This window comes from Paenibacillus sp. TSM33 (genome assembly GCF_056099025.1).
Window position 1 is genome coordinate 162,044 of the sequence record NZ_JBLZXB010000003.1, and the last position, 26,193, is coordinate 188,236.

Genomic DNA, 26,193 nt, shown 5'->3' on the forward strand with positions numbered 1-26,193 from the left:
TCTATAATGACTATCGAAACGTTTCTATTGATGAGTATGGTCCTTAGGCTTTGCACATAATTGTTATAACGGTATGCTTTAACTGCTATGTTTTTACGTGTACAAGGATTTTGCAAAAATTGATTCCTATCGTTCCAAAGTGCAATATATAGACGAACTAGACCATTTCGATCTATATATTAGTTATTGGAATTCGCTTATTGATTTTCTGCAAAATTCTAGCATTTGAATCCGTTATCATATTGCATGATCGGTAAACTGATCATCTCGGGAGGAATTCGTATGTTGAAAAGAACATTGGGGATCATTTTGGCAAGCTCCTTATTACTGGGGGGGGCGCTGGCAGGCTGTTCATCCAAGGATGATTCGTCGGGCAAAGATGCAAGCGGCAAGACGACCATCACCTTGTGGGGCATGGGAGCGGAAGGAAAGTTGCTGCCTGAAATCGTAAAAGATTTTGAGAAAGAAAATCCGGATATTCACGTTGATGTACAGGCGTTGCCTTGGGATAACGCTCATGACAAATTGCTCACAGCGGTTGCTTCAAAGTCCGGTCCAGATGTGGTCCAATTGGGCACGTCGTGGGTCCCTGAGCTTGCGTCTGCGGGTGCATTGACAGACATCACACCTTATATCAGCAAATATCCTGAGCTGGAATCGAAAAATTTCTTCCCGGGTGCTGTGAGTACGACCAAATTTGAAGGGAAACCGGTCGGTGTGCCTTGGTACACTGAAACGAGAGTTTTGTTCTATCGTTCTGACCTACTGAAACAAGTCGGATATAATGAAGCACCTAAAACGTGGGAAGAACTGTCCGATGCTGCTAAAAAGCTAGCGGCTCGGGGTAAAGGCAAATATGGTATCTCCTTTAGTGCAAAGGAGCAGTCCATGGGCTTTATGTTTGCTCTCCAGAACGGTTCCAAGCTGGTTGACGAGCAGGGCAATCCGCTATTCAACCAACCACCGTTTGTAGATGCTGTGAAGTATGTAAACACCTTTTTCCAAAATGGCTCTAACGCAGTGGATATTGGAATTGATTCCGTTCAAGGTCTGCAAGGCGAGGGGATCGTTCCAATGTTTATCAGCGGTCCTTTCATGATTAAAGAAATCAAGAGCAAGGCACCAGAACTGGAAGGCAAGTGGAATATTGCGGAGCTTCCTGGCAAAGTAAACAACCTGTCCGTTTTGGGTGGAGCCAACCTTTCAATTATGAAATTCAGCAAGCACCCAGAGGAGTCGGCCAAATTCCTGGCTTATATGAGCAAACCAGAAACACAACTAAAATGGATGGATCTGTCCAGTAACTTGCCTGCGACTACTAAATCGTGGGAAGATGCCAAACTGAAGAGTGATCCGATGCTTCTGACGATTCGCAAACAGCTGGATCATTCCGCAGCATTGCCGCAACTGGCTGCATGGGAAGAGGTTTCTCAACAATTCATCAAGAGCTTTGAGCGTATTTACCGCGGTCATGCCGATGTACAGAAGGAAATGGATGACTTTAATCAGCAGGCTGCAAGTATAATGAAAAAATAATGATCCATATCCGTCATTGTCAAAGGGAGTGAAGGCATGAAAGGAAGCTCGCAGAAGCTTGCGCCATACTTGTTTATCGGTCCCTCCATCATCCTGTTAACGCTGTTTTCGTTATTGCCGATACTACTGGCGCTCGTGATCAGCTTCACGGATATGGATCTGTCCGGACTCGTTAATTATGAAAGTATTCGCTTTATAGGATTGGAAAATTACACGAACGTGCTTTTGGACCCTTCCTTTTTGAAGTCCATGGGGAATACGTTGTTCTTTGTTATCATTGGCGTTCCGCTGGTGCTGATATTTTCGCTTAGCATCGCGATTCTGATTAACATGGGTAAATCACGTGCTTTCAAAGTATTCCGCGTCGTGTTCTATCTGCCGTCCGTAACGAATGTGGTTGCGGTCGCAGTGGTTTGGAGCTATCTGTATAACCCGACGCTTGGGTTATTCAACTACGTACTTGGTCTGGTGAATTTAGGTCCCGTCCCATGGCTGACCGATCCAACAGTAGCGAAAATTTCGCTGATTGTGTTAGCGGTTTGGCGGGGCATCGGCCTAAATATGATTATTTTTATTGCGGCTATTAAAGGGATTCCGGGCTCTTATTATGAAGCAGCACAGCTTGACGGAGCCAATACATGGCAGCAAATTCGTTATATTACGCTTCCGCAGCTTCGTTACGCTATTTTCTTCGTGTCCATCACGACGATGATCGGCTGGCTGCAATTTTTCGAGGAACCTTTTGTCATGACCAAAGGGAAACCGCTGGACGGCACGCTGACGGCATCCCTGTTCATTTACAATAACGGCTTCCAATTTAGTAAATTCGGTTATGCCGCGGCGGGATCGTTCATTCTGTTCTTCGCGATCATTGCGGTAACGCTGATTCAGTTCCGTTTGCAAAATAAAGCGGAGTCCTGATAGAGAGAGGTGATGAACGTGAAAACAGCTGTTCAGCAAGCCCGCGCCAATACGCGCAGTGGTGAAAAAACATTTCAATGGTTCGTGGCGATTCTCCTGACTGTGGGAGGTCTGTTGATGGTGCTGCCTTTTGCGTGGATGATTTTATCCTCCTTTAAGACAGAGGGCGAGGTAACCAAAATTCCTCCAACCATCTGGCCGGAGCATTTTACACTGGATAATTTTAAAATCCTATTCGATAGCATGGCGTTTGGAACCTATCTGACAAATACGCTGATCATTGTCTTAGCTTCCTTCTTAGGATTATTCCTTAATGCCATGGCGGGCTATGGTTTTGCCAAATTCCAGTTTAAGGGCAAAGGCTTTCTGTTCTATCTGGTGCTGGCAACCATGATGATTCCAGGTCAAGTGACGATGATTCCCGTCTATTTGATTCTAAACCAGATGGGGTTGACCAACTCCATGCTGGGGATTGTCCTTCCTGGATTGGTGGGCGCGTTCGCGATCTTCCTCTTCCGGCAGTTCATGTCCGATATCCCGGAAGAACTGCTGGAGGCGACACGACTTGATGGAGCAGGGGAGTTCCGCACTTTTTTACAAATCGTGCTGCCCATTTCGACGCCGATTATCGCGGTACAGGCGATCCTGACCTTTATCGGCGGATGGAACAGCTTCTTATGGCCACTCATTATTGCGAACGATGAAAAGCTGTACACCCTGTCCGTTGGTCTGTCACTGCTCAAGGGACAGAACGAAAGTCAATTTGCCCTGCAAATGGCAGGTTCGACCTTCATGGTCGTTCCGATTATGATTATCTTCATTATTTTCCAAAAGTATATTATCGAGAATTATACAATTTCGGGAATTAAGTAGGGGTATAGGGTGAAAGCAAGTTTAGTCACCAGAACGAGTAGCGGAGCTTCTCTTTAGGAGAGAAGCTCCGCTTTTTTTGCTTTATATGGATATCTATATATGAGTTAGACAATATTGATGGGATAATGTACGAATTTTTCTTTTCAGTCTGTAGATTCGAGTCGTTGTCGCTGTAACTGAAATCTTATATTTGTCAGCGAGGAAGGATACAGGCATTTGTCGACAAAAGTAGTCCTGATAGAGCGTATATTCAATGTTGGAAAGCTGCGTCAATATGCTAACCATAACCGTATCCACATCTTCCAACTTTTGATTCTCCCACTCCTCCTCTACCGAATTCGAAAAACCACATATTTTCTCACATTCAAGCGTAGTTTCATGCTTCCTTTGCGTATAGTAGCACCTAAATGATTTATATATGAGATTCTTAGCCGTAAGGTACAGCCATCCCTTAACATTGGGGTGATGCTTGAGCTTGACCAATTGCTGTCTTGCCGCTACAAAAGTATCTTGTGTACATTCTTCTGCCATAAATTTAAAACAAGATTGATTCTTGATTAAATGCATACAGAACCGATATACCTCTCTCAGATACAATTCACAAATTTTTTTGTAAAAGCATCTGGAACTACCTCTGCATTGATCCTCTTTGCAACAGTCAGTAACCATCGTGGTTGGCATTTGTTCAAGCCCCCTTTGGACGGATAAAAAGATAAATGACTTTTACATGTTCCAATCGTATACATTAATACCAATTTTGAAGAATGACAAAAATCATATTTAATCTCGCAAATGTGGAATTACTAGAACAGTTAAGAGATATTTTAAGGTGATTTTGATTCCGATACGGAATTAGTTAATAGGGGGAGAGGGCGCATCAGCTGAAGGGGGGAAAGGATGAAGGATTCTGTAGTATACAAACGCTTGGCAGCAACCTTTAAACCTCATTTGAAGACAGTTGTGATCATTGTGGCCTGTCTTATCGTATCAGCAGGCTTGAATATGTTGTTGCCTTTGACAAGTAAGATTATTGTGGATCAAGGTCTCTTAAAAGGAGATATGCAGGCTGTAGTCCTGTACACTTCTGCTGCGTTCTTCATTGTTTGCTTGGACAAGATGCTGCATGTGTATAAAGAATCTTTCCGGGCAGGCTTAAGCGCACAGGTTACCTTTTCCTTATTTGAAAAGGCGTACCTGCATCTGACAAGAGTTCGAATGAGCTATTTTAACCGAACCAATGAAGCAGAACTGCTGAACCAGATTAGTACAGATGTAGGCAATGTATCGAGGATCACAGATAGTGGAGTGTTTTTTACTATTATGCAAGCGTTCAGCATGATTGGTGGTTTATTTGGTCTACTGCTTATTAGCTGGAAAATGACTGTAATTGTGCTGTGCTTTTTGCCTATCAAATATGTTGTGGTGAAGTATTTTGTGAAGCGCAGAAAAAGATTGGTGGGGGATTTGATTGAAGGCAGCAGTGATTTTGCCCAGTGGTTTGGGGAATCAATCGGAGGTATGAAGGAACAGCGGATGTTTGGTCTTACCCCCCGTAAGCATCAACAGTTCTCATCCAAACAACGGCGAATTGTAGATTCAGAACGAAAACTGTCTCTTCTGGATGCGTGGAATATCGCTTCGGAATCGATTTTAATTCAGCTCCTGATGATGCTTGTGTACGTTGTTGGAGCTAATCTTATTTTTCGTTTACAGCTCACTATAGGTGGCATTTTTGCCTTTGTTTCTTACAGTGCTTATGTCACCACTCCTATTTTCGCTATTTTAAACATTGGCTATATGCTGGCCGAAGTTGTTCCTTCTGCCGTGCGTTATTATCAGTTTTTGGATTGGGCAGAGGAAGAGACATCTAATTCAGTCCCTGCTGCGTCTGTACTCACTGAGCCGCCTCTTGAGGATCACATTTCGTTTCATCATGTTTCTTTTTCTTATACCAAGGATGAACCTATCCTATCCGATGTGAACTTTAGGATTGCCCGGGGAGAAAAGGTAGCTATCATAGGAGCAAATGGGTCGGGGAAGTCTACGCTGCTGGATTTGATGATGAGGTTCAGTCAGCCTGATCAGGGAATGATCACCTATGAAGGCATTGACGTTCAAAGCTATGAAATAGATGAGTATCGAAGTCAGATAGCCTTGGTCAGCCAGCAGGTATATTTATTTGACGCTACTTTTTTTGAAAATATCCGCTTAGGTACAGAAGCCACTAATGGGACAATAGAGGAAATTATCGCGGAGGTTGGTCTGAAAGATTTGGTTCACAGCTTCGCAGATGACTTTCCCATAGGCTCCAATGGCTCCAAGCTGTCGGGAGGACAAAGACAGAAAATAGCCATGGCCCGGGCACTGGTCAGGGAAGCGCCATTGTATATTCTCGATGAGGCGACTTCCAATTTGGATGCAACAGCCAGGCTAAATGTCCAACAATTGTTAAAGACCCGATTGCGTGACAAGACCGTAATGATCGTTACCCATCACAGCGACATATTAGCGCATGTCGATAGAGTTATTTTGCTAGAGAATGGCAAGCCACTCCAAATCGGAACACATTCACATTTTATGACCTGTCATGCGGAATACAGAAGGTGGGTGTCAGAGAAAGAAGAGGTTCTATAAAATGATGAAAAAAACAAACACCTTCATCGTGTGATTTAACACCATGTAAGGAATTAGTATGGGTGAACACCCGTTTTAATCATATTAAAAAATGAGAGGAGTAGTTTTACATGCGTAAGCTTGTGAAAAGAAGTGCGAACGTAGGCGACACGATTGAGGCATTTGGCTGTGGTTGTTCCTGTTATTGTCCTTGCTCCTGTTATTGCGCTGGCAGTTTGACTCGAAGCTCCAATACATCGCGAGAAAGTGACGGTTCTTATCGCAGAGATAATGGAACGGGAATTGGTAATTATTAAGCTTGTATTTGTATGGAGGAGCCTGGACATTACAGGCTCTTCTATCTACATCAAAACAGAGTAGGTGTGAATCATGAACATGTGCCAACCTTTTATATACACGTTTCAGACAAGACTCCACCATTATGTATATGATGTAAATACCAATTTAATCTTACGGATTAAAGAGGAGGCTTACCATTTTCTGAATTCGCATTCCAGCTTCGACCTGAATGAGATGGAAGCTACACCGGAATTGCAGCAGTATATCCGTGACTTGTTGGATAACGGATTTTTATCTTCACAGCGCCCACAGATTATGATGCACCCCAAAACGAAACATCTGGAGCATATGCTTCAGCATCAGCTGAAGACCCTAACTTTGCAGGTCACTCAAAATTGTAATCTCAGATGCTCTTATTGTGTTTATTCAGGAGGATATGAGAATCGGGGTCATACCAGTCTGATGATGGATTTTGAGACAGCACGCAAGTGTATTGATTTTGTCATTGATCGCTCAGTAGACAGTGACCGCTTGGACTTTGGCTTTTATGGGGGAGAGCCGCTCATTAATTTTCCTTTGATCAAGCAATGTGTTGAATATATTAAGGAGCAGGTAGCATACAGAGATGTGGGCTTTCATTTGACGACCAATGGTACGCTGCTTAATGACGACATTTTGGACTTTTTGGATGAGCATCGTTTTGTGCTGACGATCAGTCTGGACGGAGATCAGGAGAACCATGACAGAAACAGACGGTTTGCTGTTAACGGACGGGGCTCGTTCGATACGATCATTGCCAATGTGAACAAAATTAAAAGCAATTACCCAGCCCTCTTCGAATGGATCAATTTTAATGTGGTCTTGGATACTCGCAATGATTTTGGTTGCATTAATGACTTTTATACGAACTATGAAACGTTCGAAAGTCTGTACAGTGTGAGGTCATCCTACATTAATGATGCTTATGTGAAGGATGAAATCTTGTACAGAAATGAATTTATTGAGCAGAGGGGCTATGAGGTTTTTAAAATGATGCTTTCCAAGTTTGGAAGAGTGGATGAAAGCCATGTGTCCAAATTGATTAAGGACTATTATATTCAGATTTATTTCCGAATGTTTCATTATAGAAAGCCTTCGGCGGGGATGCCTATAGAAGCGCATCATGGCGGACCCTGTGTGCCCGGTGTTCAGCGTCTGTTTGCCGATGTAAATGGAAACCTGTTTCCGTGTGAACGGGTGAGTGAGCAGTCGGAGGTCGTGCAGATTGGAAAGGTGGACACTGGCTTTGAAGTGGATAAAGTCAGCCGAATTTTAAATGTAGGGACGGTTACGGAGGATGCATGCAAAAACTGCTGGAACTTCCGTTTTTGTACGCTATGTGTGGCTGTAGCAGATGATCTGCATACCTTGTCTAAAGAAAAAAAGCTGAGTCACTGCTCTGTAGTTAAAAATGATATCAGACATACCTTACTTGATTTTTGCATGATGAATGAGCTGGGCTATGATTTCTCCGAGGATACGATCCTTGATTTTGAAAAAGCATGAGGGGTGTCTCCATGACGAATAAATTAATCATTTTTCCATTTGATTATGAAACGATAGCTCTGGTTAGAAACTTGAACTTATTAGGAAGTTATGGGGAAGTTGTACTTATTTCGTTTCAAGGATCGGGTATGATCGGGAAAGATGCCTGTGTGGTGGACAAGGGACAAGTAACAGGCCTTATCGTGAAGCCGGTGTCTTGCTTGGAACAGGAATTAGAGAGCTGTGATGACATTTTACTGGTACAATCTAACTTCAAGCTGGATGTAGCTGAGGTGTATCTCCCAGTGATCAAGAAGGCTAGACAACTTGGCAAAAAAATCATGTGTAATTTCACTTTGCCAGACTCATGTATGGAACATATTCAACCCTGTGAAGGGCATGATTATAAGCTGATATTAAAAAATACATTTGATGTGCGCACAGAACATATTTCACCGCCGGACCCGTCTTCCGCCATTCATGATTTTTTTACACCAGTTCTGTTTGTAATAGGTCTGAACGAGCGAACTCACAAGCTTCATTTGCAGCTTAGCATTCGGCAGAAGCTTGAAGCACAAGGATATCAGGTATCGCAAGTGACATCTAACGGATGCGGAGAACTGATAGGTGCACATTCTTTCCCGCAGTTTATGTTTGAGGGCGGTATGACTGAGACGCAGAAGATTATCATGTTTAATCGCTATTTGAAAAAAATAGAGCAGAGCGAAAAGCCTGATTTGATACTCGTTGGTATCCCAGGTGGGATTGTCCCTTTTAATAACACGTTCACCAATTATTTTGGGGTGACCTCATTTTTGGCATCCCGTGCAGTTAGACCCGATGGGCTGATCTGTTGTCTTCATTATGATGAATATAATCTAAAATACCTGGAGCATGTCAAACAATACATGGAAAATCGCTTTTCCTCTTCATTGCTGGGATACGCCTTGAGTAACAATGTATTCGATAGCTATTCTTCTTCCACGGTGAATTTGCAATATGCTTCTGTTGATCCTCGTTTTGTGGAAGAGAAAAAACAAGAGTTTTCCAGTTATCCCGTGCCTATACTCAATCTGTCTAGCGATGAGGATATGGGCAAGCTGACGGAAGACATTTTACACTATTTTTCGGTCGATCATCATGTAGCTCAGTTCTAATGGAGGGAAAAATATGAACTTTACTCAGGATGTAACAGAAACACGAGCTAAGCTGGAAAATATATTTGGGGAACTTTTTAACATCAAAGCGAGCGAGATCAATAAAGAGGCTACTTTATTGGGACCAGAAATGAGGCTGTTTCCCCGAGATCTGGTGTATCTATTCTTTGAGGTGGAAAAAAGCTTCGCGATCCGAATTCCGGAAGAGCGTATATTGGAAGGGGGGTTGCTTACATATAACAGCTTGTGCGAGACGATAAAGGACTGCTTGGCAGTGGAAAAGGAATGAATGATTTGTGAAAATGATGATAAAACATACAAAAACATACAAAAGAATCCGATATACCTCTAGAATCACTTATTAGAAGAGAATTGGAGGTTTTAGGATGAATGTATCTTTTACATCATCTCACCAATCGCCGTTCCGCACCGCAGATAACAACCGACTTGAACTACGGCATCCACTTTCCGCGCAGGCTGAAAGAAAGAGTATAGGCAAGCCGCAAAACAAGATTATTCAACAATTGACAGAGCAAAAGCAAAATTTAATGGAGAGGCGTTCGGACTATGTAAGTAATGCCCTCAAGCGTGGTCTCGGTCCAGAAGCTGTAAAGGCTGAAATGGAGGAGATCGATAAGCAGATTCAGCAAATTGATGAGAACATTCAAAAACAGTCACTGGAAGAACAAAAAAAAGCTTTAGGCATGGATGAGGACAGTAAAAAAGAGGCTCAGGAAGGTAAAAAGGAACAATATATACCGAAGACTGCAGAGGAACAGAGGCAAAATCTGATCACCTATACCATGCATGGTATAGTATCTGCAAACAATGAGTTGAAGAATGCCAAAATAGCTAAAATGGCACAAATCACATTGGGAAGCGAGGCTAAGGGCTGGGAAAGCACTAACCCTGCAAAATCAGCGGCTTTGCGTGAGAAGGCAGAAGGGCTTGACGGAAAAATTATGGGAATCGCTGCGAGTATTAATGAGCGCATCAGTGAAGCCGCGAATAATGCACCGGCGATTACAGAACAGGATGAGCCAAAGGGTGGAAAGAAACCATATCCAGAGGCTGGCAGAGTGTGGACTGAACAAGAAATCAATGCCTATCAGGATTCGGCTAAGAACGAGGACAAGATGGCAGGCACGAAGGTGAATATTGCGGTCTGATCCGGTTATTAAGCGCATAGTAGGCTAATTAGGAGGGTGCTTTCGGACGAACGCTAGCGTTCGTAGAGGCATCCTTCTCTTACTTAATGAAACGGTACAGAGCAGTGAGAATCACTTTGCGATCCAAAAGGATAGGGGGAGAAACGATGAATGCTAAGATCCATGTAGCCATCATTGACGATGGGGTGAATGCTGACTTCCTGAACACTCATTTATTATATGATGTAGAAATAGCACATGGAGGCGTAGCAGATGGACGTCGTTTAAATCACGGTACGCTGTGTGCTGCTATTGTACAAACGTATTTTCCGGACGCAATCATTAGCAGTGTGAAAATAATGAACGATAGGAAAGGAAATGCGGTGCAGCTTTGTGCCGCACTGGATTGGTGTGTAAAGCATGGGGTACAGGTAGCGAATATGAGCCTGGGAAGCATAAATTACCGAGATCGAGGTAGGCTGCGGGAAGCTGTAAATGTTGCAGCTAACGCAGGAGTGATTATGGTATGTGCTGCACAAAACGGGGGGCTTCTTACTTATCCGGCTTCTTTTGCTAATGTGATTGGAGTACGCTGTGACCGAAGCGGCATACTTATGGCAGGGCAATATACATATGATGCTGAAAAAGCTTATTCAAGTGGTATTGAATTTACCGCTTTTGCCAGACATGAACTGGTAGATTCAACGGGAGGGATTGTGCTCTGCTCCAATTGCAATAGCTATGCCACTCCATTCGTTACGGCCCAGGTGTGTAAAGCTTTGCAGCAGTCCAAGCATGTTCCTTCTATAGAGAAGCTAAAATATATTTTGTATGAGAATAGCTACCGTCCGATACAGGATACGGATTTACCTGTAATCCAATACAAACATCCAGATTGGATACGACGTGCCCATGTGTTTAAGGGGGAGGGCGTAGTTGGCTCGGTAGCACCTTATTATTTTCAGACCCCATATGAAGCCCAACTTCCTCGCACAAAAGTAGCTACATTTATCGAACAAGCGATTCTCCAGGAGCAAGAGCAACAGTTGGATTCAGCATTTAGGACGGGAAGACGGAGTGAAAATCTGACAGATACGATTGTCTTGCTGGACACAATGGAACCAGAAGAGTTGCAGGAAGTGGAGCAGTTGGCTGTGCGTTATAGAAAACATGTCGTTTATATCTCTACAAGTCAACGCCACACTCCTGCCCCGCCTTTTTTATCTGACCATTTGCGCTGGTGGCAGCAGGAGGATCATTTCTTTATAAAGCAGGAGGAGGCGATTGCGATAGAAGCTTCTCACATTCCGCTTATTTGCATGTATTATAGCAAGGAGATTGATATCCTATATTTTTTGCATGTGCTGAGAGATTTCTTTGCCCGAGATGGATATCAAAGCTGGATCGTGGTAGACCAGCCTACCGCTATGCTGCATGATATGGAGTATTTGCCTCTTAAAGCTGCAATCCATGGATTACAGGCATTAATAATCGCTGCCGGGGCAATGGCTTATAGTGCGTATACGGATATTGTCATTTTGTGTATAGAGGAGCAGGATGTTCCGGTTTGGAGCAGAGAGCAAGATATATCAGGGATTGATATTGAGCTTTCTTTGATGTCCGTACCAGAAGCTGAGAGTATTCAAATATTTATGAGGACAGAGCAGGGAGATTTGAAAGAATGGGCCCTTACGGGTTTAAATGTGGACGTTATAGATCGTTTTTATACAAATTTAGAGCAGCTACTGGTAAACTGATATATAAAATACGTAACCAAATACTTATCGTTTAATATTATTTAATTAATATATATATTAAGTATTTAATAATAATATTGACTATGTTAATTATGGTGTGTTATATTGAAAGCGTTAATAAAATGGCTTGTTAGCTTTAGGTACAACAAATTTTATTTTCGCATTCAGAGAGGATGGTTTAGGTGGCAGCAGCTGTAAAAGCAAAGATGATCGTAGACAAGTCTTTTCGTATTGCTGAAGTCGATAAACGCATTTATGGTTCTTTTGTAGAGCACCTCGGGCGTGCTGTATATGGTGGTATTTATGAGCCTACTCATTCAACCAGTGATGAAAGCGGTTTCCGAAATGATGTTAAAGAACTGGTAAAAGAACTAGATGTTCCTATTATACGCTATCCGGGCGGTAATTTTGTATCCGGTTACAATTGGGAGGACGGCGTTGGCCCTGTCGCATCCAGACCTAGACAGTTAGAGCTGGCGTGGAGAACGGTCGAACCGAATGAAGTAGGGACGAATGAATTTTTTAAATGGGCCAAGGATGTTGGCTCTGAAGTGATGATGGCGGTAAATCTGGGTACGCGTGGAATTGATGCGGCGCGTAATCTGGTGGAATATTGCAACCATCCAGGGGGCTCCTATTGGAGTGATTTACGTCGTAGTCACGGTGTAGAGCAGCCACATAAGATTAAAACCTGGTGCCTTGGCAATGAAATGGACGGTCCATGGCAGATTGGTCACAAGACAGCAGAGGAATATGGTCGTCTGGCTGTAGAATCTGCAAAAGCCATGAGGCTGATTGACCCTGACATTGAACTTGTATCCTGTGGAAGCTCCAGCTCCACGATGCCGACGTTCCCGGAATGGGAGGCAACCACATTGGATCATACGTATGAGGTAGCCGACTATATTTCCTTGCACCAATACTATGGCAACCATGATAACGATACGGCTAATTATCTGGCACGTTCCATGGACATGGATCATTTTATTCATACCGTTATTTCGACTTGTGATTATATCAAAGCGAAGAAACGCAGCAAGAAAAAAATGATGCTCAGCTTTGACGAATGGAATGTGTGGTACCACTCCAACGATGCGGACAAAAAAATTGATCCATGGTCTGTGGCACCACCGCAGCTTGAGGATATCTACAACTTTGAAGATGCATTGTTGGTCGGCAGCATGTTGATTACGTTCTTGCGTCACGCGGACCGTGTAAAAATGGCTTGTATGGCTCAACTGGTCAACGTTATTGCACCAATCATGACCGAAAATAACGGAAAAGCGTGGAAGCAAACGATCTTCTATCCGTATCTGCATGCCTCCCGTTATGGTCGTGGAATATCGCTGATGCCTGTAGTGGACTCTGAAAAATACGACTCCAAAGACTTTACAGATATTCCTTACCTGGATAGCGCTGTGGTTTATGATGAAGAGGGAGACGCGCTGACGGTCTTCGCAGTGAACCGTCACTTGTCTGAATCGCTGGAGCTGACGGTAGATGTACGCAGTTTTGAGGGTTACCGCATTGTCGAGCATACTGTGCTGGAGCATGATGATCTCAAAGCGACCAACAGCCCAGCTGGTGAAAAGGTTACGCCTCATAACGGTGGCAATGCCAAGCTTGAAGACGGAATTGTAAAAGCTCATTTGGGTAAAGCCTCGTGGAACGTGATCCGTCTTGCTAAGTCTCATTAATTCTCTTCATAAAAGAATGGACTAGGCTATGCCTATTAAGCCCGCATTCTCTCTTGTAAGGCTACTACAAGAGCAGGAATGCGGGCTTTTTGTATAAAATGAGTCATTTGTCCCTCCATCGATCTAGTGCTCGAAAGGAAGGAATAATTTTAATAAATATTATGTTTATTCCTAAATTTAACTAGGAAAAGATGATCCTTATTCACTAAGTGTTCGTGCTTCATTCATTTTTGTGAAGTTAATTAGACCCAAGACCGACATTCCCGGGTGAAAAAAGACCCTGTTATACCGTTGTCAATGAATTGATATCTGAAACGAGGGTGTGTAATCCGACTTGAATCCACGTTATACTTTAAAAGATAGCTATTTTTAAAAAAAGATGGCTGTAGCATTTCGAGAAAGGAATGAACTCTATGAGTCAAACAGACGAATATCGTTTTCAAGTGAATTTGGGCGGCATGATCGATATTTTGGCCAATCATTTATATAGCAGTCCACGAGTGTTTATACGTGAAATACTACAAAATGCAACAGATGCGATCACAGCTCGCAAGGAGCTACGGAGCACTGAAGCTGAAAGTGGATCATTGAAAGAAGACAATGTCCTTGAAGATACAGCTTCTGAGAGTAACGACTATGAAGGCAAAGTCATCGTAGAGCTATCCGGTGCCGGGGACCAGCAGGTGTTGATGATTCAGGATAACGGGATCGGATTGTCGGAAGAAGACATTCATCGGTTTCTGTCGATCATTGGCCAGTCTTCCAAAAAGGGAGCTGATTTGCTGACCTCGGAGACTTCATTTATCGGACGTTTTGGGATTGGTTTGCTGTCTTGTTTTATGGTGAGCGATGAGATTGTAGTACTGACCCGTTCGGCGAAGGAAGGCATTTCTATGGAATGGAGAGGGAAGCCGGATGGGACATATAGGATTCGTCGATTAGAGACCCAATTGCCTACAGGGACGCAAATTTATTTGCGCTGCAAGCCAGGGAGCGAGTTTTATTATGAGCCAGCGCAGGTGAAAGATTCCTTATTTTATTATGGGGCTTTGCTGCCCTATCCTGTCCTGCTGTCTGTAGACGGGGAGACTAAGCAGGTCAATCTTCCATCGACAAGTTGGATGCAAGACACGGAACAATTACGGAGTCGCCGCGGTGAAGTGCTAGATTTAGGCTATCGCCTGATGGGTGAGCGCTTCAGTGATTTTATACCGCTGCGGACAGCATCGGGTAGAACAGGCGGGATTGCATTCATTTTGCCTCGCAGTGTTAATCTGAACAGCAAGCGGCTGCATCGGGTGTATCTGAAGCATATGCTCGTGTCTGACAAAGCGGAAAATGTATTGCCAGAATGGGCATTTTTCATTAAAAGCCTGATTTGGACAGATGAATTGCAACCAACGGCATCACGTGAATATTTTTATGAAAATGAGCAGCTTGATGTGGTTCGTTCTGAATTGGGGACCTGTATTCGCGAAGAACTGCTACGCATGGCGGAATATGAGCCAGACCGCTTGCAGCACTGGATTCGTTTGCACGAGCTGTCCATGAAGGCGCTCGCGGTCGAAGATGATGAATTTCTGCGGATTATGCATCGCTGGTTTTCCTTCGAAAGTACATTTGGGCGGCGCGAGCTGAGTGAACTGATCCGAGAGGCGGGCGGACGTCCGCTCCATTACACGGCGACCGTGGATGAGTATCGTCAGATTACGCATGTGGCGGCAGCGCAATCGATGCTGGTGATCAATGGCGGATATATCTATGATGCAGAAATTTTGGATAAGCTGCACTGGATTGATGCTTCCCTGCAAACCGAGCGACTTAGCCCTGAAGATGTATCTCTTTCATTTACTGGACTGACTCAGGAAGAGCATACAAAGTATTACGGTGTGCTGCGTGTGATGGATGCTGCTTTGCAGCCGATGCGTTGCCGTGCTGAGTTGAAGCGTTTTGAGCCTGCGAGCTTGCCTGTGCTGTACACCATTTCACAGGATGCACTAACCTTGCGCTCCATGGAACACACAGTTGAAGAGACGACTTCACTTTTTTCCAATGTGCTTGATAGTCTAAAAGCGGGAGTCCAGCAGAATGCGGGCTACTCGACCTTGTATTTTAATTTCAACAACCCGGTAGTGGCGCGAATTTTTGAAGCTACTGATACACAGATGATTACGGCTGCGACAGAAATGATGTATGTGAATGCACTTATGATGGGTCACTATCCGATGAACCGCAGTGAGTTGGGGCTGATGAACCGGAGTGTGCTGCATTTTATCAATTGGGGATTAGGGAACGGGCAGAATACGTAATTGCGTAATTAGAGGAGGATTCAAATGGAAGAGACGATATATGAATTGATGGAGCAGGCCCAGGATATGCCCGGAGGGGCGGCAAAGCTGGCGATTCTGGAAGAGGCTGTTCGCTTGGCGGATACTTCAGGTTTGAAGGAGCTCGCTTATGAAATTCGGGGAGAGATTGTAGACTGCGCTATTTTTAACGGATATCCATTGAAGTCATTGATTGCTTTTTCATGGCAGTTGGGTCAATTTGACCAAAATCCAGAGGAATACGACCCCGTTGAGCTGTTGTGGAATTACAAGTGGATACTCGGGAAGGTGTGCAGCTTTTCCAATATATCGAAGACACAAATCGAAGATCTGGTAGAGGATATGCGCAGACGTTATGCCGAATACGGGTATAATGAGCGTCCATATTACTATTATAAGTTCCGCATCGCGATGGACATGGGGGAACTGGATGAAGCGCGGCGGTATCTGGATATGTTCCGCGTGATTGAGCCAGACAGCATGAGTGATTGTGATGCCTGTGAGCAGAGCCAGATGGTGCGGTTCTATTACTTGACCGGAGAAGACGAGCAGGCGCTTGCCGTGGCGAAACCGATTTTAACGGGACGGATGAGATGTGCAGAAGTGCCGCATGTGACGCTCTCGCAGGTGCTATTGCCGCTGTATCGTCAAGGCGAGGTTGATCAGGCGAAGGAGCAGCATCAGAAAGGCTATCGCCTGGTTCGTGATGACAGAGACTTCCTGAAAACGATCGCAGAGCATATTGAGTATTTGACGGTTGCCAATCCGATTGAAGGCATCGGAGTGGTGGAACGCCATTTGCACATCGCATTGGACTATGAGAGCGGATTGGAGCAAATGTATTTTTACGCAGCAATGGTGGGGCTGCTGCAAAAGCTGGATACTTCGAGAAAACTTCGTTTGATTCGGATGCCTGCATCTTTTGAATGGGGCAAACAGGAACGTACATTAGAAGAAATCATCGCATATTTTAAACCTCTGGCAGAGTCAGCAGCAGCCGAATTTGATCGACGGAACGGAAATACATTTTATTCGGATTGGATCGGGAAGATTGTTCAACCAGCTTAGAGGAACAGGCAGTTGTGGCGAATATTTTATACAGCCCAAACAATGAACGAGTACAATGTTCTTGTTAGAAATGACAGGAGGGATTAGATCGTGACTATGACCCGGAAGGTGATTAATTTTGCACATCGCGGAGCTTCGGGGGTATGTCCTGAAAATACGATGGTGGCTTTCCGCCACGCGTTGGAACTGGGAGCAACAGGTATTGAAACGGATGTGCAGCGTACCCAAGATGGGCATTTGGTGCTGATTCACGATGAGTCGTTGGAGCGCACGACAGGTTGCCTACTGGATGTAAAAGATATTACGCTGGAAGAATTGAATAAACTGGATGCGGGCAGTTGGTTTGATGAGAAATTCCGCGGCGAGCGGGTACCGCTGCTGGATGAGTTACTGGAACTGGCACAGTCCTCAGATACCATTATTAATCTGGAACTGAAAAATAGCATTCATCTCTATCCGGGGATGGAGGAAGAGGTCATTGCCACTGTGAAGCGTTTCGGATTGGAAGAGCGGGTGATCTTATCCAGCTTCAATCACGAATCGCTCGCGCTCTGTGCACAGCTTGCTCCCGAGATCAAGACGGGAGCGCTGTATATTGAGATTATGGTTCGCCCATCGGAGTATGCAACCCAGTTCGGGGTTACAGCACTTCATGCTTACAAGCAAGTGGTTACACCAGAAGCGGTGTCTGAGGCGTTGGCATTAGGTGTCGTCTACCATCCATGGACGGTGAATGAGCCGGAAGAGATGGAGCGTCTGCTGAAAGCCGGAGTGAACGGCATCATCACAGACTATCCTGATCGGTTGGCGCACCTTCTAGCTGTCCACTCATCCTAAGTGGAAGACGCAGTAAAACTAAGCGACTACTAGGGATTGTACGGAAATAGTTGTAGCTATGTGTTGAAGAAAAAAGACTCTCCTACGTACTCGCTTTCACGAGACAAGGAGAGTTTTTTTGGCTTGAGCCGAAGTGAATATCATCACGCCGATTTTGATTCCGTTCTACTTGATGCCGAGTCTCATACGATAGCTGAACAGAATATCCAGTGTTCTGCCTTCAAAATGATTCTCAACCAGCTTCACGAAGCGGGCTATATCGTCGTCAAGCGTTAGATTGCCAAGTTTGAACAGGCTCTGAATTCCTCCCTGGCTAAGAGCGAGCCCAGTATAACGAGCAGCGTCACATTGCTCACGATTGTGAAAAACAATCTCCCTAATATAGCGGAATTGTCCGCTATGATACAGATTAGCTAGATGCTGATCCTTGCTCCATTTATGAGCCTGTTGCTCTACAGGAGCTTCCTGTTCCAAAACGGTATCAGCTTTGGTGATAAGCTCTGTATAAGCTTGCTCTATCTGCCATTGCAGCACAGGAGGCCAGTCACAGTCAAAGGCTGCGAACACGCCGCCTTGTGCCAAGACCCTGCCTGCTTCATGGAGTGTGCTCTCGGGGTCCATCCAGTGAAAGGACTGAGAACAGGTGATGACATCTACAGTGCCGTCCTCAAAGGGCAGGTTGTTGGAGAACCCGCTTTCGAAGGAAATGGTTCCTGTCATTGTCGTTCCTGCTCTCTCCAGCTTGCGCTGCGCTATTCCTCTCATGTCCAGGTTAGGCTCGATGCCGACGATTCGACGAGCGCTGTCTTTCCATATGAAGGTTGAAAGTCCGGTACCGCAGCCAATATCGGCAACTAGCTCTACGTTCCGTTCCAGATAGCGGCTGATGATTTCCACCACGAGTGATGGCGCTTCTGGACGGTGCTGATCGTAGTTGTCGGCAAAGCCATTGAAACGATCCACATTACTTTGCAGATTTCCCTCAGGTATCATAGGGCCTTTTCCTCCTTAGCTTCGGCCGGGCGACCGAACAAATTCCGATGCTCTGTACTCTTATATTGTACAAGTTTATGTGCTTAACCAGCTACTTTCGTGATTTCACAACATCATCGGATTTTGGTGGAGGAAACTTGCCTATTTTATCATGGAAGCAAGCGCCCACTCTCGCATCATGGAGTCAAGCATTGGACGCAAATCTTCGCGCTGCATGCCCATGTGGAGCACCGCTTCCAGATAGCCGGCTTTATCACCAATATCGTAGCGTGTGCCCTCCAGTTCCAATGCGAGCAGTTGGCCCTGCAATGCTACTTGATGCAGAGCATCTGTCAATTGGTATTCACCGCCCGCTCCAGTGGAGAGGTTCTCTAATATAGAGAAAATGGAAGGCTCCAATACATAGCGACCAATGACCGCCTGTCGCGAAGGAGCATCTGCTGGAACGGGTTTTTCAACAAGTCCGCCGACTTCGTGAATAAGACCATTCTGGTGGATAGAGTCAATAATGCCGTATTTACTTACATCCTGTTCTTCCACTGTACGCACGCCAACCACTTGCTTGCCAGTGGCTTCGTATACATCCATCATTTGACGAATCGCCGGAGTGGAGGAGTTCATAATATCATCGCCCAATAAAACGGCGAAGGGTTCATCGCCAATGAACTGACGGGCGCAGCGCACTGCATGTCCCAAGCCGAGGGGTTCTTTTTGACGGATATAATGAATGACTGCTTTGCCCCCGATGCTTTGTACTTCACGCAGGAGATCATATTTACCCTTGCTCTCTAGTACTTGCTCCAGCTCTACAGACTTGTCAAAATGATCCTCGATGGCTTTTTTATTACGCCCCGTAACGATAATGATGCTCTCAATTCCGGACTTGATGGCTTCTTCTACGATATATTGAATCGCTGGTTTGTCTACGATGGGAAGCATTTCTTTTGGCAAAGCTTTCGTAGCTGGCAAAAAACGGGTACCTAAACCGGCGGCAGGAATAACGGCTTTTGTAATTTTTCTCATAGAAACTCACTTTCCCTTCGGGCTGGGGAACCGAATACCCAGTATCGGCTCCCGATATAATTGATAATCATTCCGGCTGCAGTGGCGATCAACTTGCCTAAAGCAAGCGGCAGCTCGGTTTTAGTGTGAAGCACTTGCAGTAATAAGGAGGTTATCCCCAATACGATGAGGTTGATCACGATAAATCTGAGTAATTGACCTTTGCTTGTGTTGTTTGCTTGTTGTTCGCTGAATGTCCATTTGCTGTTCAAAATATAACTGTTGGCTGTGCCGCAGCTGTACGAAATGATCTGCGCCATCACGACCGGCACTCCGGTCCAAGCCAGGAGCATAAAAATGATATAATCTACACCCGTATTCACCAGACCTACGATGCCAAATCGGATCATAGGAAGCAGCTGGGTCATGCGATTTTTCATGGGTTAGGCTCCATGACCGGATTTGGGTCCATTATATACCGCGCTGTTGCCGCGTACTGTGCGTGCACCCGAAATCAGGCTGTCACGGGCTCCTTGCATGTACAGGGAGTCGCGCTGTTCAGGAGCCTTCATAGCATGCGTCGGACCGTTATCGTATTGTCCACCCAGACGCTCACGGACAATGTAGAGTGGACGCGCTTTGGTTTCGTCATAAATCCGTCCAATATATTCACCCATAATACCGAGAATAATCAGAATCACCCCGTCGAAGATCAGGCTGATGCTAATCATGGATGACCAGCCTTTCATCACATAGGAATCGGTGAAAAGATTAAGAAACAATACATACATCAGATATAGGAAGCCGGACATGGATAGAAGAGCGCCGATATACCCTGCCAGCTTGAGCGGCTTAATCGAAAAGGATGTGATCCCGTCGAGACTGAGCTTGATCATGCGTTTTAGCGGATACTTGGTTTCACCTGCGAGCCGCTCATCGCGCTCATATTCAACAGCGGTTTGTTTAAAACCGATCCAACTGACCAGACCGCGTACGAATCGGTTATTTTCCGGCAGCCGTTTCAATTCATCTATGACCTTGCGATCCATTAGGCGGAAGTCCCCGGTGTCGACCGGGATATTAATATCCGTTGATGCTTTAAGTACGCGGTAGAAGAGGCTGGCAGACCATTTCTTGAAGCGAGTTTCGCCATTGCGTTTGAGCCGTTTGGCGTAGACGACTTCATAGCCTTCCTTCCACTTGTTAGCCATCTCAACGATCAGTTCCGGCGGGTCCTGGAGGTCGGCGTCAATGACGACGACCGCCTCTCCCACCGCATAATCCATCCCGGCGGTAATAGCTAGCTGATGACCAAAGTTGCGAGAGAAATCAATCAATACAATCGTGTCATCTCTGAGACTGAATTCCTTGATGAGCTGGACGCTGCGGTCCGAACTTCCATCATTGACGAAGATCAACTCGTAGGGCTCACCCATTGAGCCCATGACTTGTTTCAGCCTCCGATAGGTTTCCGTAATAACGGCTTCCTCGTTGTACATTGGAATAACTATGGAATAAAGGATTGGTTCACTCATTCGTAGTTCCTCCTCATTTATAATGTGATTTCGTATAAAGTACCGCTACCACCACGCTCGTCTCCGCCAGGTCCACCTTGACCATCCTGAGCGCTCGCATTGCTGTTTGTGATGTCGTTTCCGCTGTCGGTTGCTTTAACTGATGTACTTGTTTCTCCTGTTGTTGTTTTCCATTCATCTGTAGGGATTTCTTTGCCGTGTTCCTTAATCCATGCATTGACTTCGGAGTTGCCGCCGTCCGGTCCACCGCCGCCACCAGAAATCATAAAGTATTTCACTTGCCCACTTTCAACCAGCGCCTTGATTTTATCGACGGTATAGACCGGATCGGAAGACACAAAACCGTTCATAATAATTACCTTTTGTCCGGCTTCGATCAGGTAAGGAGCGGCTGTTGAATAATTACTTGCTGCGAAAAGGTAGGTTTCACCTGTGTTGTTTTTTTGCAAGTAGCTCAACGTTTTTGGATCTAAACTTTGACTGCCGTTCGGGCCTCCCATCCCTCTGGAGCGGGTAGAAGATCTCTGTTCCGTGTCAGTACTTGTTTGTGTGTTTGAAGAATTTCCGTCAGAGCTGGAATTGTTTGCATTATTGTTCTGGTTATTCGCTTGTATTCCTTCAGCTTGTTGTCCATTGAAACCTGAACCTCTGTTGCCATCATTGCGGCCTGGCATTCCGCCACCGCCGCCGCCAAATTGAGTTGGTCCAGCTTGTGGAATCATGCTGTTCCCCCCGTAGACGATTGGTGTCAATGCCCAGTACACAGGACCGATAAACATAGCGAGTATACTTGCAATAATGGCATATCTTGTGGACTTCTCGGATTTCATTCGTGCTACCACCAGGAGTGCTGTGCCGATGATCCCTAGGATCAATACCGCGATGGACCAGCCGCTGCCAATGGTGTCGTTGTAATTTTGCAGGACGAACCAGCTAAATACCGATGTTGCCAATACTGCCACGGGTAACAGCCAGGAGAGCCAGTTGGAACGCTCACGATATTGCTGCCACAATTCTACGAATCCTGCTCCAAAGAGCGCTGCAATCGGTGGTGCAAGCATAATCAGGTAATAATGATGGAAGAAACCTGCTACGCTGAAAAATGCAGCTACGGGAATCAACCAGGCGAGCCAGAAGATAACCTCTTTATGTTTCTGTGTGATATTACGGCGTCGAATACCGGCAAGCAAGCCGATAGAAGCAATGATTGCGAACGGAAGTAGCCAGCTGGCTTGGCCTGATAGGGAAGATTGGAACAACCGCAAAGGCCCCTTTTCACCAGTACCGAACATGCCGCCACCGGAATTTCCACCCGGGCCACCACCAGGACCACCCTGTCCGTCTCCACCAGGAGCGCCTTGTCCGTTCCCCTCGAATCCGCCCGGTGGCATTTGACCACCTGCACCAGGTCTGTCTGCTGTCATGTTGTTGGAACCAGAGTCATCCGTAGTGGTAGTGCTGTCGGATGATGGAGTCGTCTGGATCTGATCCGTGTTCGTATTGTTGCTATTCGTTACAGCGTTGTTGTTCTGCTCTGAGCGTTGACCGCCACGATTGCCACCTGTTCCCTGATCTCCTGTCAGGCGGGACAGGCCGTTATAACCGAAGGCCAAATTCAGTACAGAGTTGGTTCCGCTACTCCCCATATAAGGACGTTCATCGGCCGGAGTGGAATCCACTATGACTGCCCAAGAGAGCGATACAATCAGGAGGACCGCTGCCGATCCTGCCAACGTTATTGCTTTTCGTTTCCAGTTATACTTGGAAGCTAACAGATAGAACAGGCCCAACGCCGGAACGATCATATAGGCTTGCAACATTTTTTCGTTAAAGGCGACGCCGACGACTGCGAAAGCAGCCAGGATCAGCCCGGTTTTGCTATTTTTAAGGCCTCTGAACATTAGCCAAGTTGCGAGCAATAATGTGAAGACCAACATAGCGTCAATGTTATTCGTGCGGCTAACCGCTACGGCTATCGGTGTTGTTGCCATGGCGAAGGCAGCCAAGCGTGCGGCCAGTGTTCCAAAGCTCGGTTTAACGAGTAAGTAAACGAGTAAGACTGATCCGACCTGAGCCAGCGCCTGCGGCAGGATCACGCTCCATCCGTGAAGCCCGAATATATAGGCGCTCAACGTCTGAATCCAGAACACCACAGGCGGTTTGTCTACCGTTACCGATCCTGCAGAATCAAGTGAGGCGAAAAAGAAATTGTGAAAGCTTTGCAGCATGCTTGCTACCGCCGTCGTGTAGTAAGTGTTAACGTACTTGTCTTGCCAGATGTTGTATCCGTTCAAAAATGTGGATATCAGCATAATGATGATCAGGGGGATGTCCGCCCTGGTCTTAAACCATTTCTTAATCATGTTCATTCCACTCCCTGTGAGAATTTCTTTGTCTTTATTCCGTTGTTCTAGCCGCTATCTTCAGGACTGCGGAATGACCAGCCGCTTCCGATCTTGGCCCGGTGAACTACCGGCTTGCTATTATCTTGCCATACGTACCTTAATGAGTTCTGAGCGCTCCCTGAACGTTAGCTGAAAGCTGAGGAGAGGTGCTTTTTTTACGGCAGGATTCAGGTATTATTAGATACAGGTGAAAATGAAGCGACTTTTAATGTGAGAAAAATGCAGCAATATGAAAGGGAAGATTATTAATGAATCCAATACATGGAGTTAAGATAATGCTGGCGGACGATGAGCCTCATATTTTGCAATTTTTAGAGCTTGGACTGATTAATGAAGGGTATGAAGTCAGAACCGCCGAGAACGGGAGTGCAGCGCTCGAACTGGCTAGAGAGTTTCGTCCGCATGTAGCGGTGCTGGATGTGATGATGCCTGAAATGAACGGTTTTGAGGTATGCCAAAGTCTTAAGGAGACAGAGGAAAACATCGCAGTCATTATGCTGACAGCTAAGGATGATGTGGATGATCGGGTAAAAGGACTCAAGCTCGGCGCGGATGATTATATCGTAAAGCCCTTCAGTTTCAATGAGTTGCTGGCTCGCATCGAAGCGCGTTTGCGAAATCAGTTCCCTGACCTGTTGGGAGAAGTGGTTCACGGACCCTTTCAAGTGGATGACCGACGGAAGGAGATTCGCTATCAGAGTCAGGTGCTGGAGCTATCGCCTACCGAATACGAACTATTGAAGTTTCTGGTGTTGAATCACGGAATTGTGCTGAGTAAAAGTCGAATTTTGGACCGAGTATGGGGGTACGACTTTGGGGGCGAGGATAATATTGTGGAAGTGTATATTCGCTCCTTGCGTGAAAAACTCAAAGATAAGGAGCATCGGGTCATTCGGACGCTGCGTGGTGTTGGGTACCGAGTGGATCTATTATGAAGGCGGGAGGGAAAAGTCGGAGAAAATATGCGCTTCGTTCTCTCCGGTCTCAGCTTTTGGCCAGAACCTTACTCATTTTGGCTTTATTGCTCGTATTGATCGGTTTTCTCCAATACTTTCTAATGAAGGATTTTTTGTATCGCAGTCGGGCGGAAGCTATGGATACACAGCTGAATTCAATTCCTGCCGACTTATTAATTAAGGATTCGCATGAAAAGAGCGGGGGTGGGGTTACCATCCCTCAGAATGAGACCAATCGGAGAAGTAATCGACCGGGACCGTTTCTGTTTTGGCCGGATATGTCGCTTGCTTCTATAGGTGTAGACGGCACCTTTCAGAGCTTGTCCAACATAAATGGGCTTCAACCGCCGCGCCTCACCATTCAGCAGTATCAAGCAATGCAGCAGAGCAAGCGCATGCGTCATGGCTATCAATTAATTACGGATGCTCAGGGAAAGGAGCAACTGGTTGTGTTTCGCCCGCTAGGTCCACCAGACCGTTCGTCAGGATTACTTCAAATGGGCGTATCCACAAATTCCATGCAAGAGCAGCTGATCAATCAACTTCGCACCTTTATTTTATTGTCTCTGATTGCACTTGCGATTGGTTTGGCGCTTATGCTTCCTGTGCTTCGCCGCACATTGGTGCCCCTCTCCAGAATGGTCGAGGCAGTCAAACGTATTGATGCGGGCAATTTGGACGAGCGCTTTGACGCAGAGCAGGGTCAGTATGAGGTAGATCGCTTGGCAGTTTCATTTAATGGAATGCTGGAGCGGTTGGAGCATTCTTTTGCTGCCGAGCGGGAATTGCAGATGCAAATGCGACGATTTATTGCGGATGCCTCCCATGAACTGCGTACCCCGCTCACATCCATTCACGGTTTCTTGGAAGTGCTGCTTCGTGGAGCAGCATCCAATCCAAAGCAGCTCCAATCAGCACTAGAGAGTATGTATGGTGAATCCAAGCGGATGAATAAGCTTGTCTCTGATTTGCTATTGTTGGCTAAGCTGGATCGAACACCGGAGTTGAAGCTGGAAGACATATCACTAGATGCATTGCTGCTGGAAATGAAACCGCAGCTCCTTATGCTGGCGGGCACACGTAAGGTAGTTTTTGATATGACAGCAGGTGTACGGGTATTGGCAGAAGGCGATAAGATCAAACAAGTCGTGCTTAACCTGTTTCACAATGCTGTTCAACATACCGATATGGAGAAGGGCGTGATCCATGTCAACCTATCGGCTGGTAAGAAACTGGCAGATATTCAAATTCGTGATAATGGACCCGGCATGGAGAAGGAACAGCTGGAGCGGATATTTGAGCGATTTTATCGTGGAGATGAATCGCGTACACGCAGCTCAGGCGGAGCGGGCCTTGGTCTGGCTATTACACAATCGATCGTGGAAGCTCACGGTGGGAGCATTACAGCTGAAAGCACACTGGGAACGGGGAGTATATTTAAAGTAACGCTGCCTTTAGCAGGGACGGTATAGTATCGCAGGTTATGGTCTAACATAAGAATAGCCCCCCGAACCGCGACTTTGGTTAAATAACGGCTCGGAGGG

Annotated in this window: 22 protein-coding genes; 16 read left to right on the top strand and 6 right to left on the bottom strand. The window is 45.7% G+C overall.

Features of this window, described 5'->3' with window-relative positions:
* Positions 1–282 precede the first annotated feature (282 nt).
* From ACN6NF_RS01415 to ACN6NF_RS01425, 3 genes are read left to right on the top strand one after another with little or no spacing between them, the layout of a single operon-like run.
* Positions 283–1,536: a sugar ABC transporter substrate-binding protein gene (locus ACN6NF_RS01415; RefSeq protein ID WP_474314477.1), complete on the top strand. Its 1,254-nt coding sequence runs from the start codon at positions 283–285 to the stop codon at positions 1,534–1,536.
* Positions 1,537–1,572: 36 nt separating this feature from the next.
* Positions 1,573–2,457 carry a carbohydrate ABC transporter permease gene (locus tag ACN6NF_RS01420; RefSeq protein ID WP_474314479.1) on the top strand — a complete coding sequence of 295 codons (885 nt, stop codon included), beginning with the start codon at positions 1,573–1,575 and terminating at the stop codon, positions 2,455–2,457.
* Between the two features lie 18 nt (positions 2,458–2,475).
* Entirely contained in the window at positions 2,476–3,330 is an 855-nt protein-coding gene (locus tag ACN6NF_RS01425; protein WP_474314482.1) for a carbohydrate ABC transporter permease, read from the top strand.
* 93 nt (positions 3,331–3,423) lie between these two features.
* On the opposite strand, the gene ACN6NF_RS01430 is transcribed toward ACN6NF_RS01425, so the two are convergent.
* On the bottom strand, positions 3,424–4,011 hold the full coding sequence (locus ACN6NF_RS01430; RefSeq protein WP_474314485.1) for an RNA polymerase sigma factor: 588 nt from the start codon (positions 4,009–4,011) through the stop codon (positions 3,424–3,426).
* A gap of 216 nt (positions 4,012–4,227) precedes the next feature.
* Here ACN6NF_RS01430 and ACN6NF_RS01435 point away from each other — a divergent pair, with 216 nt between their 5' ends.
* From ACN6NF_RS01435 to ACN6NF_RS01485, 11 genes are all read left to right on the top strand, one after another.
* Positions 4,228–5,964 carry an ABC transporter ATP-binding protein gene (locus tag ACN6NF_RS01435; protein WP_474314488.1) on the top strand — a complete coding sequence of 579 codons (1,737 nt, stop codon included), beginning with the start codon at positions 4,228–4,230 and terminating at the stop codon, positions 5,962–5,964.
* A gap of 110 nt (positions 5,965–6,074) precedes the next feature.
* Entirely contained in the window at positions 6,075–6,260 is a 186-nt protein-coding gene (locus ACN6NF_RS01440) for a CLI_3235 family bacteriocin precursor (protein ID WP_080710748.1), read from the top strand.
* Between the two features lie 73 nt (positions 6,261–6,333).
* The gene (gene ccpM / locus ACN6NF_RS01445; protein ID WP_474314491.1) at positions 6,334–7,788 is read left to right on the top strand and encodes a Cys-rich peptide radical SAM maturase CcpM; all 1,455 of its coding nucleotides are present in this window, start codon (positions 6,334–6,336) and stop codon (positions 7,786–7,788) included.
* Between the two features lie 11 nt (positions 7,789–7,799).
* Entirely contained in the window at positions 7,800–8,924 is a 1,125-nt protein-coding gene (locus ACN6NF_RS01450) for a TIGR04066 family peptide maturation system protein (RefSeq protein ID WP_474314492.1), read from the top strand.
* A gap of 13 nt (positions 8,925–8,937) precedes the next feature.
* On the top strand, positions 8,938–9,213 hold the full coding sequence (locus ACN6NF_RS01455) for a peptide maturation system acyl carrier-related protein (RefSeq protein ID WP_474314494.1): 276 nt from the start codon (positions 8,938–8,940) through the stop codon (positions 9,211–9,213).
* A gap of 97 nt (positions 9,214–9,310) precedes the next feature.
* The gene (locus ACN6NF_RS01460) at positions 9,311–10,093 is read left to right on the top strand and encodes a muscle M-line assembly protein unc-89 Uncoordinated protein 89 (RefSeq protein WP_474314497.1); all 783 of its coding nucleotides are present in this window, start codon (positions 9,311–9,313) and stop codon (positions 10,091–10,093) included.
* 146 nt (positions 10,094–10,239) lie between these two features.
* On the top strand, positions 10,240–11,829 hold the full coding sequence (locus ACN6NF_RS01465) for a S8 family serine peptidase (protein WP_474314498.1): 1,590 nt from the start codon (positions 10,240–10,242) through the stop codon (positions 11,827–11,829).
* A 182-nt stretch (positions 11,830–12,011) separates the two neighbouring features.
* Positions 12,012–13,526 carry an arabinosylfuranosidase ArfA gene (arfA, locus tag ACN6NF_RS01470; protein WP_474314499.1) on the top strand — a complete coding sequence of 505 codons (1,515 nt, stop codon included), beginning with the start codon at positions 12,012–12,014 and terminating at the stop codon, positions 13,524–13,526.
* Positions 13,527–13,939: 413 nt separating this feature from the next.
* Positions 13,940–15,835 (top strand): HSP90 family protein, encoded by a 1,896-nt coding sequence (locus ACN6NF_RS01475; RefSeq protein WP_474314501.1) that lies wholly within the window; start codon positions 13,940–13,942, stop codon positions 15,833–15,835.
* Positions 15,836–15,859: 24 nt separating this feature from the next.
* Positions 15,860–16,921, top strand: coding sequence for a hypothetical protein (locus ACN6NF_RS01480; RefSeq protein ID WP_474314503.1), 1,062 nt, complete (start codon positions 15,860–15,862; stop codon positions 16,919–16,921).
* 90 nt (positions 16,922–17,011) lie between these two features.
* On the top strand, positions 17,012–17,758 hold the full coding sequence (locus ACN6NF_RS01485) for a glycerophosphodiester phosphodiesterase (protein ID WP_474314504.1): 747 nt from the start codon (positions 17,012–17,014) through the stop codon (positions 17,756–17,758).
* A 165-nt stretch (positions 17,759–17,923) separates the two neighbouring features.
* Here ACN6NF_RS01485 and ACN6NF_RS01490 read toward each other — a convergent pair whose 3' ends face one another.
* The 5 genes from ACN6NF_RS01490 to ACN6NF_RS01510 all read right to left on the bottom strand — a co-directional run bounded on the left by ACN6NF_RS01490 (position 17,924) and on the right by ACN6NF_RS01510 (position 23,651).
* Positions 17,924–18,751 carry a class I SAM-dependent methyltransferase gene (locus ACN6NF_RS01490; RefSeq protein WP_474314506.1) on the bottom strand — a complete coding sequence of 276 codons (828 nt, stop codon included), beginning with the start codon at positions 18,749–18,751 and terminating at the stop codon, positions 17,924–17,926.
* A gap of 141 nt (positions 18,752–18,892) precedes the next feature.
* Positions 18,893–19,774, bottom strand: a complete 882-nt coding sequence (gene galU, locus ACN6NF_RS01495; RefSeq protein ID WP_474314508.1) for a UTP--glucose-1-phosphate uridylyltransferase GalU — start codon at positions 19,772–19,774, stop codon at positions 18,893–18,895.
* Entirely contained in the window at positions 19,771–20,193 is a 423-nt protein-coding gene (locus ACN6NF_RS01500; protein ID WP_474314511.1) for a GtrA family protein, read from the bottom strand. The genes galU and ACN6NF_RS01500 overlap by 4 nt, the downstream gene beginning before the upstream one ends.
* A 3-nt stretch (positions 20,194–20,196) precedes the next feature.
* On the bottom strand, positions 20,197–21,288 hold the full coding sequence (locus ACN6NF_RS01505) for a glycosyltransferase family 2 protein (RefSeq protein WP_474314512.1): 1,092 nt from the start codon (positions 21,286–21,288) through the stop codon (positions 20,197–20,199).
* A 17-nt stretch (positions 21,289–21,305) separates the two neighbouring features.
* Positions 21,306–23,651: a glycosyltransferase family 39 protein gene (locus tag ACN6NF_RS01510; RefSeq protein ID WP_474314514.1), complete on the bottom strand. Its 2,346-nt coding sequence runs from the start codon at positions 23,649–23,651 to the stop codon at positions 21,306–21,308.
* Positions 23,652–23,941: 290 nt separating this feature from the next.
* Here ACN6NF_RS01510 and ACN6NF_RS01515 point away from each other — a divergent pair, with 290 nt between their 5' ends.
* Entirely contained in the window at positions 23,942–24,628 is a 687-nt protein-coding gene (locus ACN6NF_RS01515) for a response regulator transcription factor (RefSeq protein WP_474314516.1), read from the top strand.
* On the top strand, positions 24,625–26,121 hold the full coding sequence (locus tag ACN6NF_RS01520; protein WP_474314517.1) for a sensor histidine kinase: 1,497 nt from the start codon (positions 24,625–24,627) through the stop codon (positions 26,119–26,121). The genes ACN6NF_RS01515 and ACN6NF_RS01520 overlap by 4 nt, the downstream gene beginning before the upstream one ends.
* Positions 26,122–26,193 lie beyond the last annotated feature (72 nt).

What these genes read in the sequence shown, in the direction of transcription:
- ACN6NF_RS01475 (WP_474314501.1), top strand. Translation starts at nt 13,940, where the DNA reads ATGAGTCAAACAGACGAATATCGTTTTCAAGTGAATTTGGGCGGCATG.
- ACN6NF_RS01510 (WP_474314514.1), bottom strand. Translation starts at nt 23,651, where the DNA reads ATGATTAAGAAATGGTTTAAGACCAGGGCGGACATCCCCCTGATCATC.
- galU (WP_474314508.1), bottom strand. Translation starts at nt 19,774, where the DNA reads ATGAGAAAAATTACAAAAGCCGTTATTCCTGCCGCCGGTTTAGGTACC.
- ACN6NF_RS01430 (WP_474314485.1), bottom strand. Translation starts at nt 4,011, where the DNA reads ATGCCAACCACGATGGTTACTGACTGTTGCAAAGAGGATCAATGCAGA.
- ACN6NF_RS01520 (WP_474314517.1), top strand. Translation starts at nt 24,625, where the DNA reads ATGAAGGCGGGAGGGAAAAGTCGGAGAAAATATGCGCTTCGTTCTCTC.
- ccpM (WP_474314491.1), top strand. Translation starts at nt 6,334, where the DNA reads ATGAACATGTGCCAACCTTTTATATACACGTTTCAGACAAGACTCCAC.
- ACN6NF_RS01460 (WP_474314497.1), top strand. Translation starts at nt 9,311, where the DNA reads ATGAATGTATCTTTTACATCATCTCACCAATCGCCGTTCCGCACCGCA.
- ACN6NF_RS01465 (WP_474314498.1), top strand. Translation starts at nt 10,240, where the DNA reads ATGAATGCTAAGATCCATGTAGCCATCATTGACGATGGGGTGAATGCT.
- ACN6NF_RS01490 (WP_474314506.1), bottom strand. Translation starts at nt 18,751, where the DNA reads ATGATACCTGAGGGAAATCTGCAAAGTAATGTGGATCGTTTCAATGGC.
- ACN6NF_RS01450 (WP_474314492.1), top strand. Translation starts at nt 7,800, where the DNA reads ATGACGAATAAATTAATCATTTTTCCATTTGATTATGAAACGATAGCT.
- ACN6NF_RS01435 (WP_474314488.1), top strand. Translation starts at nt 4,228, where the DNA reads ATGAAGGATTCTGTAGTATACAAACGCTTGGCAGCAACCTTTAAACCT.
- ACN6NF_RS01505 (WP_474314512.1), bottom strand. Translation starts at nt 21,288, where the DNA reads ATGAGTGAACCAATCCTTTATTCCATAGTTATTCCAATGTACAACGAG.
- ACN6NF_RS01415 (WP_474314477.1), top strand. Translation starts at nt 283, where the DNA reads ATGTTGAAAAGAACATTGGGGATCATTTTGGCAAGCTCCTTATTACTG.
- ACN6NF_RS01455 (WP_474314494.1), top strand. Translation starts at nt 8,938, where the DNA reads ATGAACTTTACTCAGGATGTAACAGAAACACGAGCTAAGCTGGAAAAT.
- ACN6NF_RS01480 (WP_474314503.1), top strand. Translation starts at nt 15,860, where the DNA reads ATGGAAGAGACGATATATGAATTGATGGAGCAGGCCCAGGATATGCCC.
- ACN6NF_RS01420 (WP_474314479.1), top strand. Translation starts at nt 1,573, where the DNA reads ATGAAAGGAAGCTCGCAGAAGCTTGCGCCATACTTGTTTATCGGTCCC.
- ACN6NF_RS01500 (WP_474314511.1), bottom strand. Translation starts at nt 20,193, where the DNA reads ATGAAAAATCGCATGACCCAGCTGCTTCCTATGATCCGATTTGGCATC.
- ACN6NF_RS01440 (WP_080710748.1), top strand. Translation starts at nt 6,075, where the DNA reads ATGCGTAAGCTTGTGAAAAGAAGTGCGAACGTAGGCGACACGATTGAG.
- ACN6NF_RS01515 (WP_474314516.1), top strand. Translation starts at nt 23,942, where the DNA reads ATGAATCCAATACATGGAGTTAAGATAATGCTGGCGGACGATGAGCCT.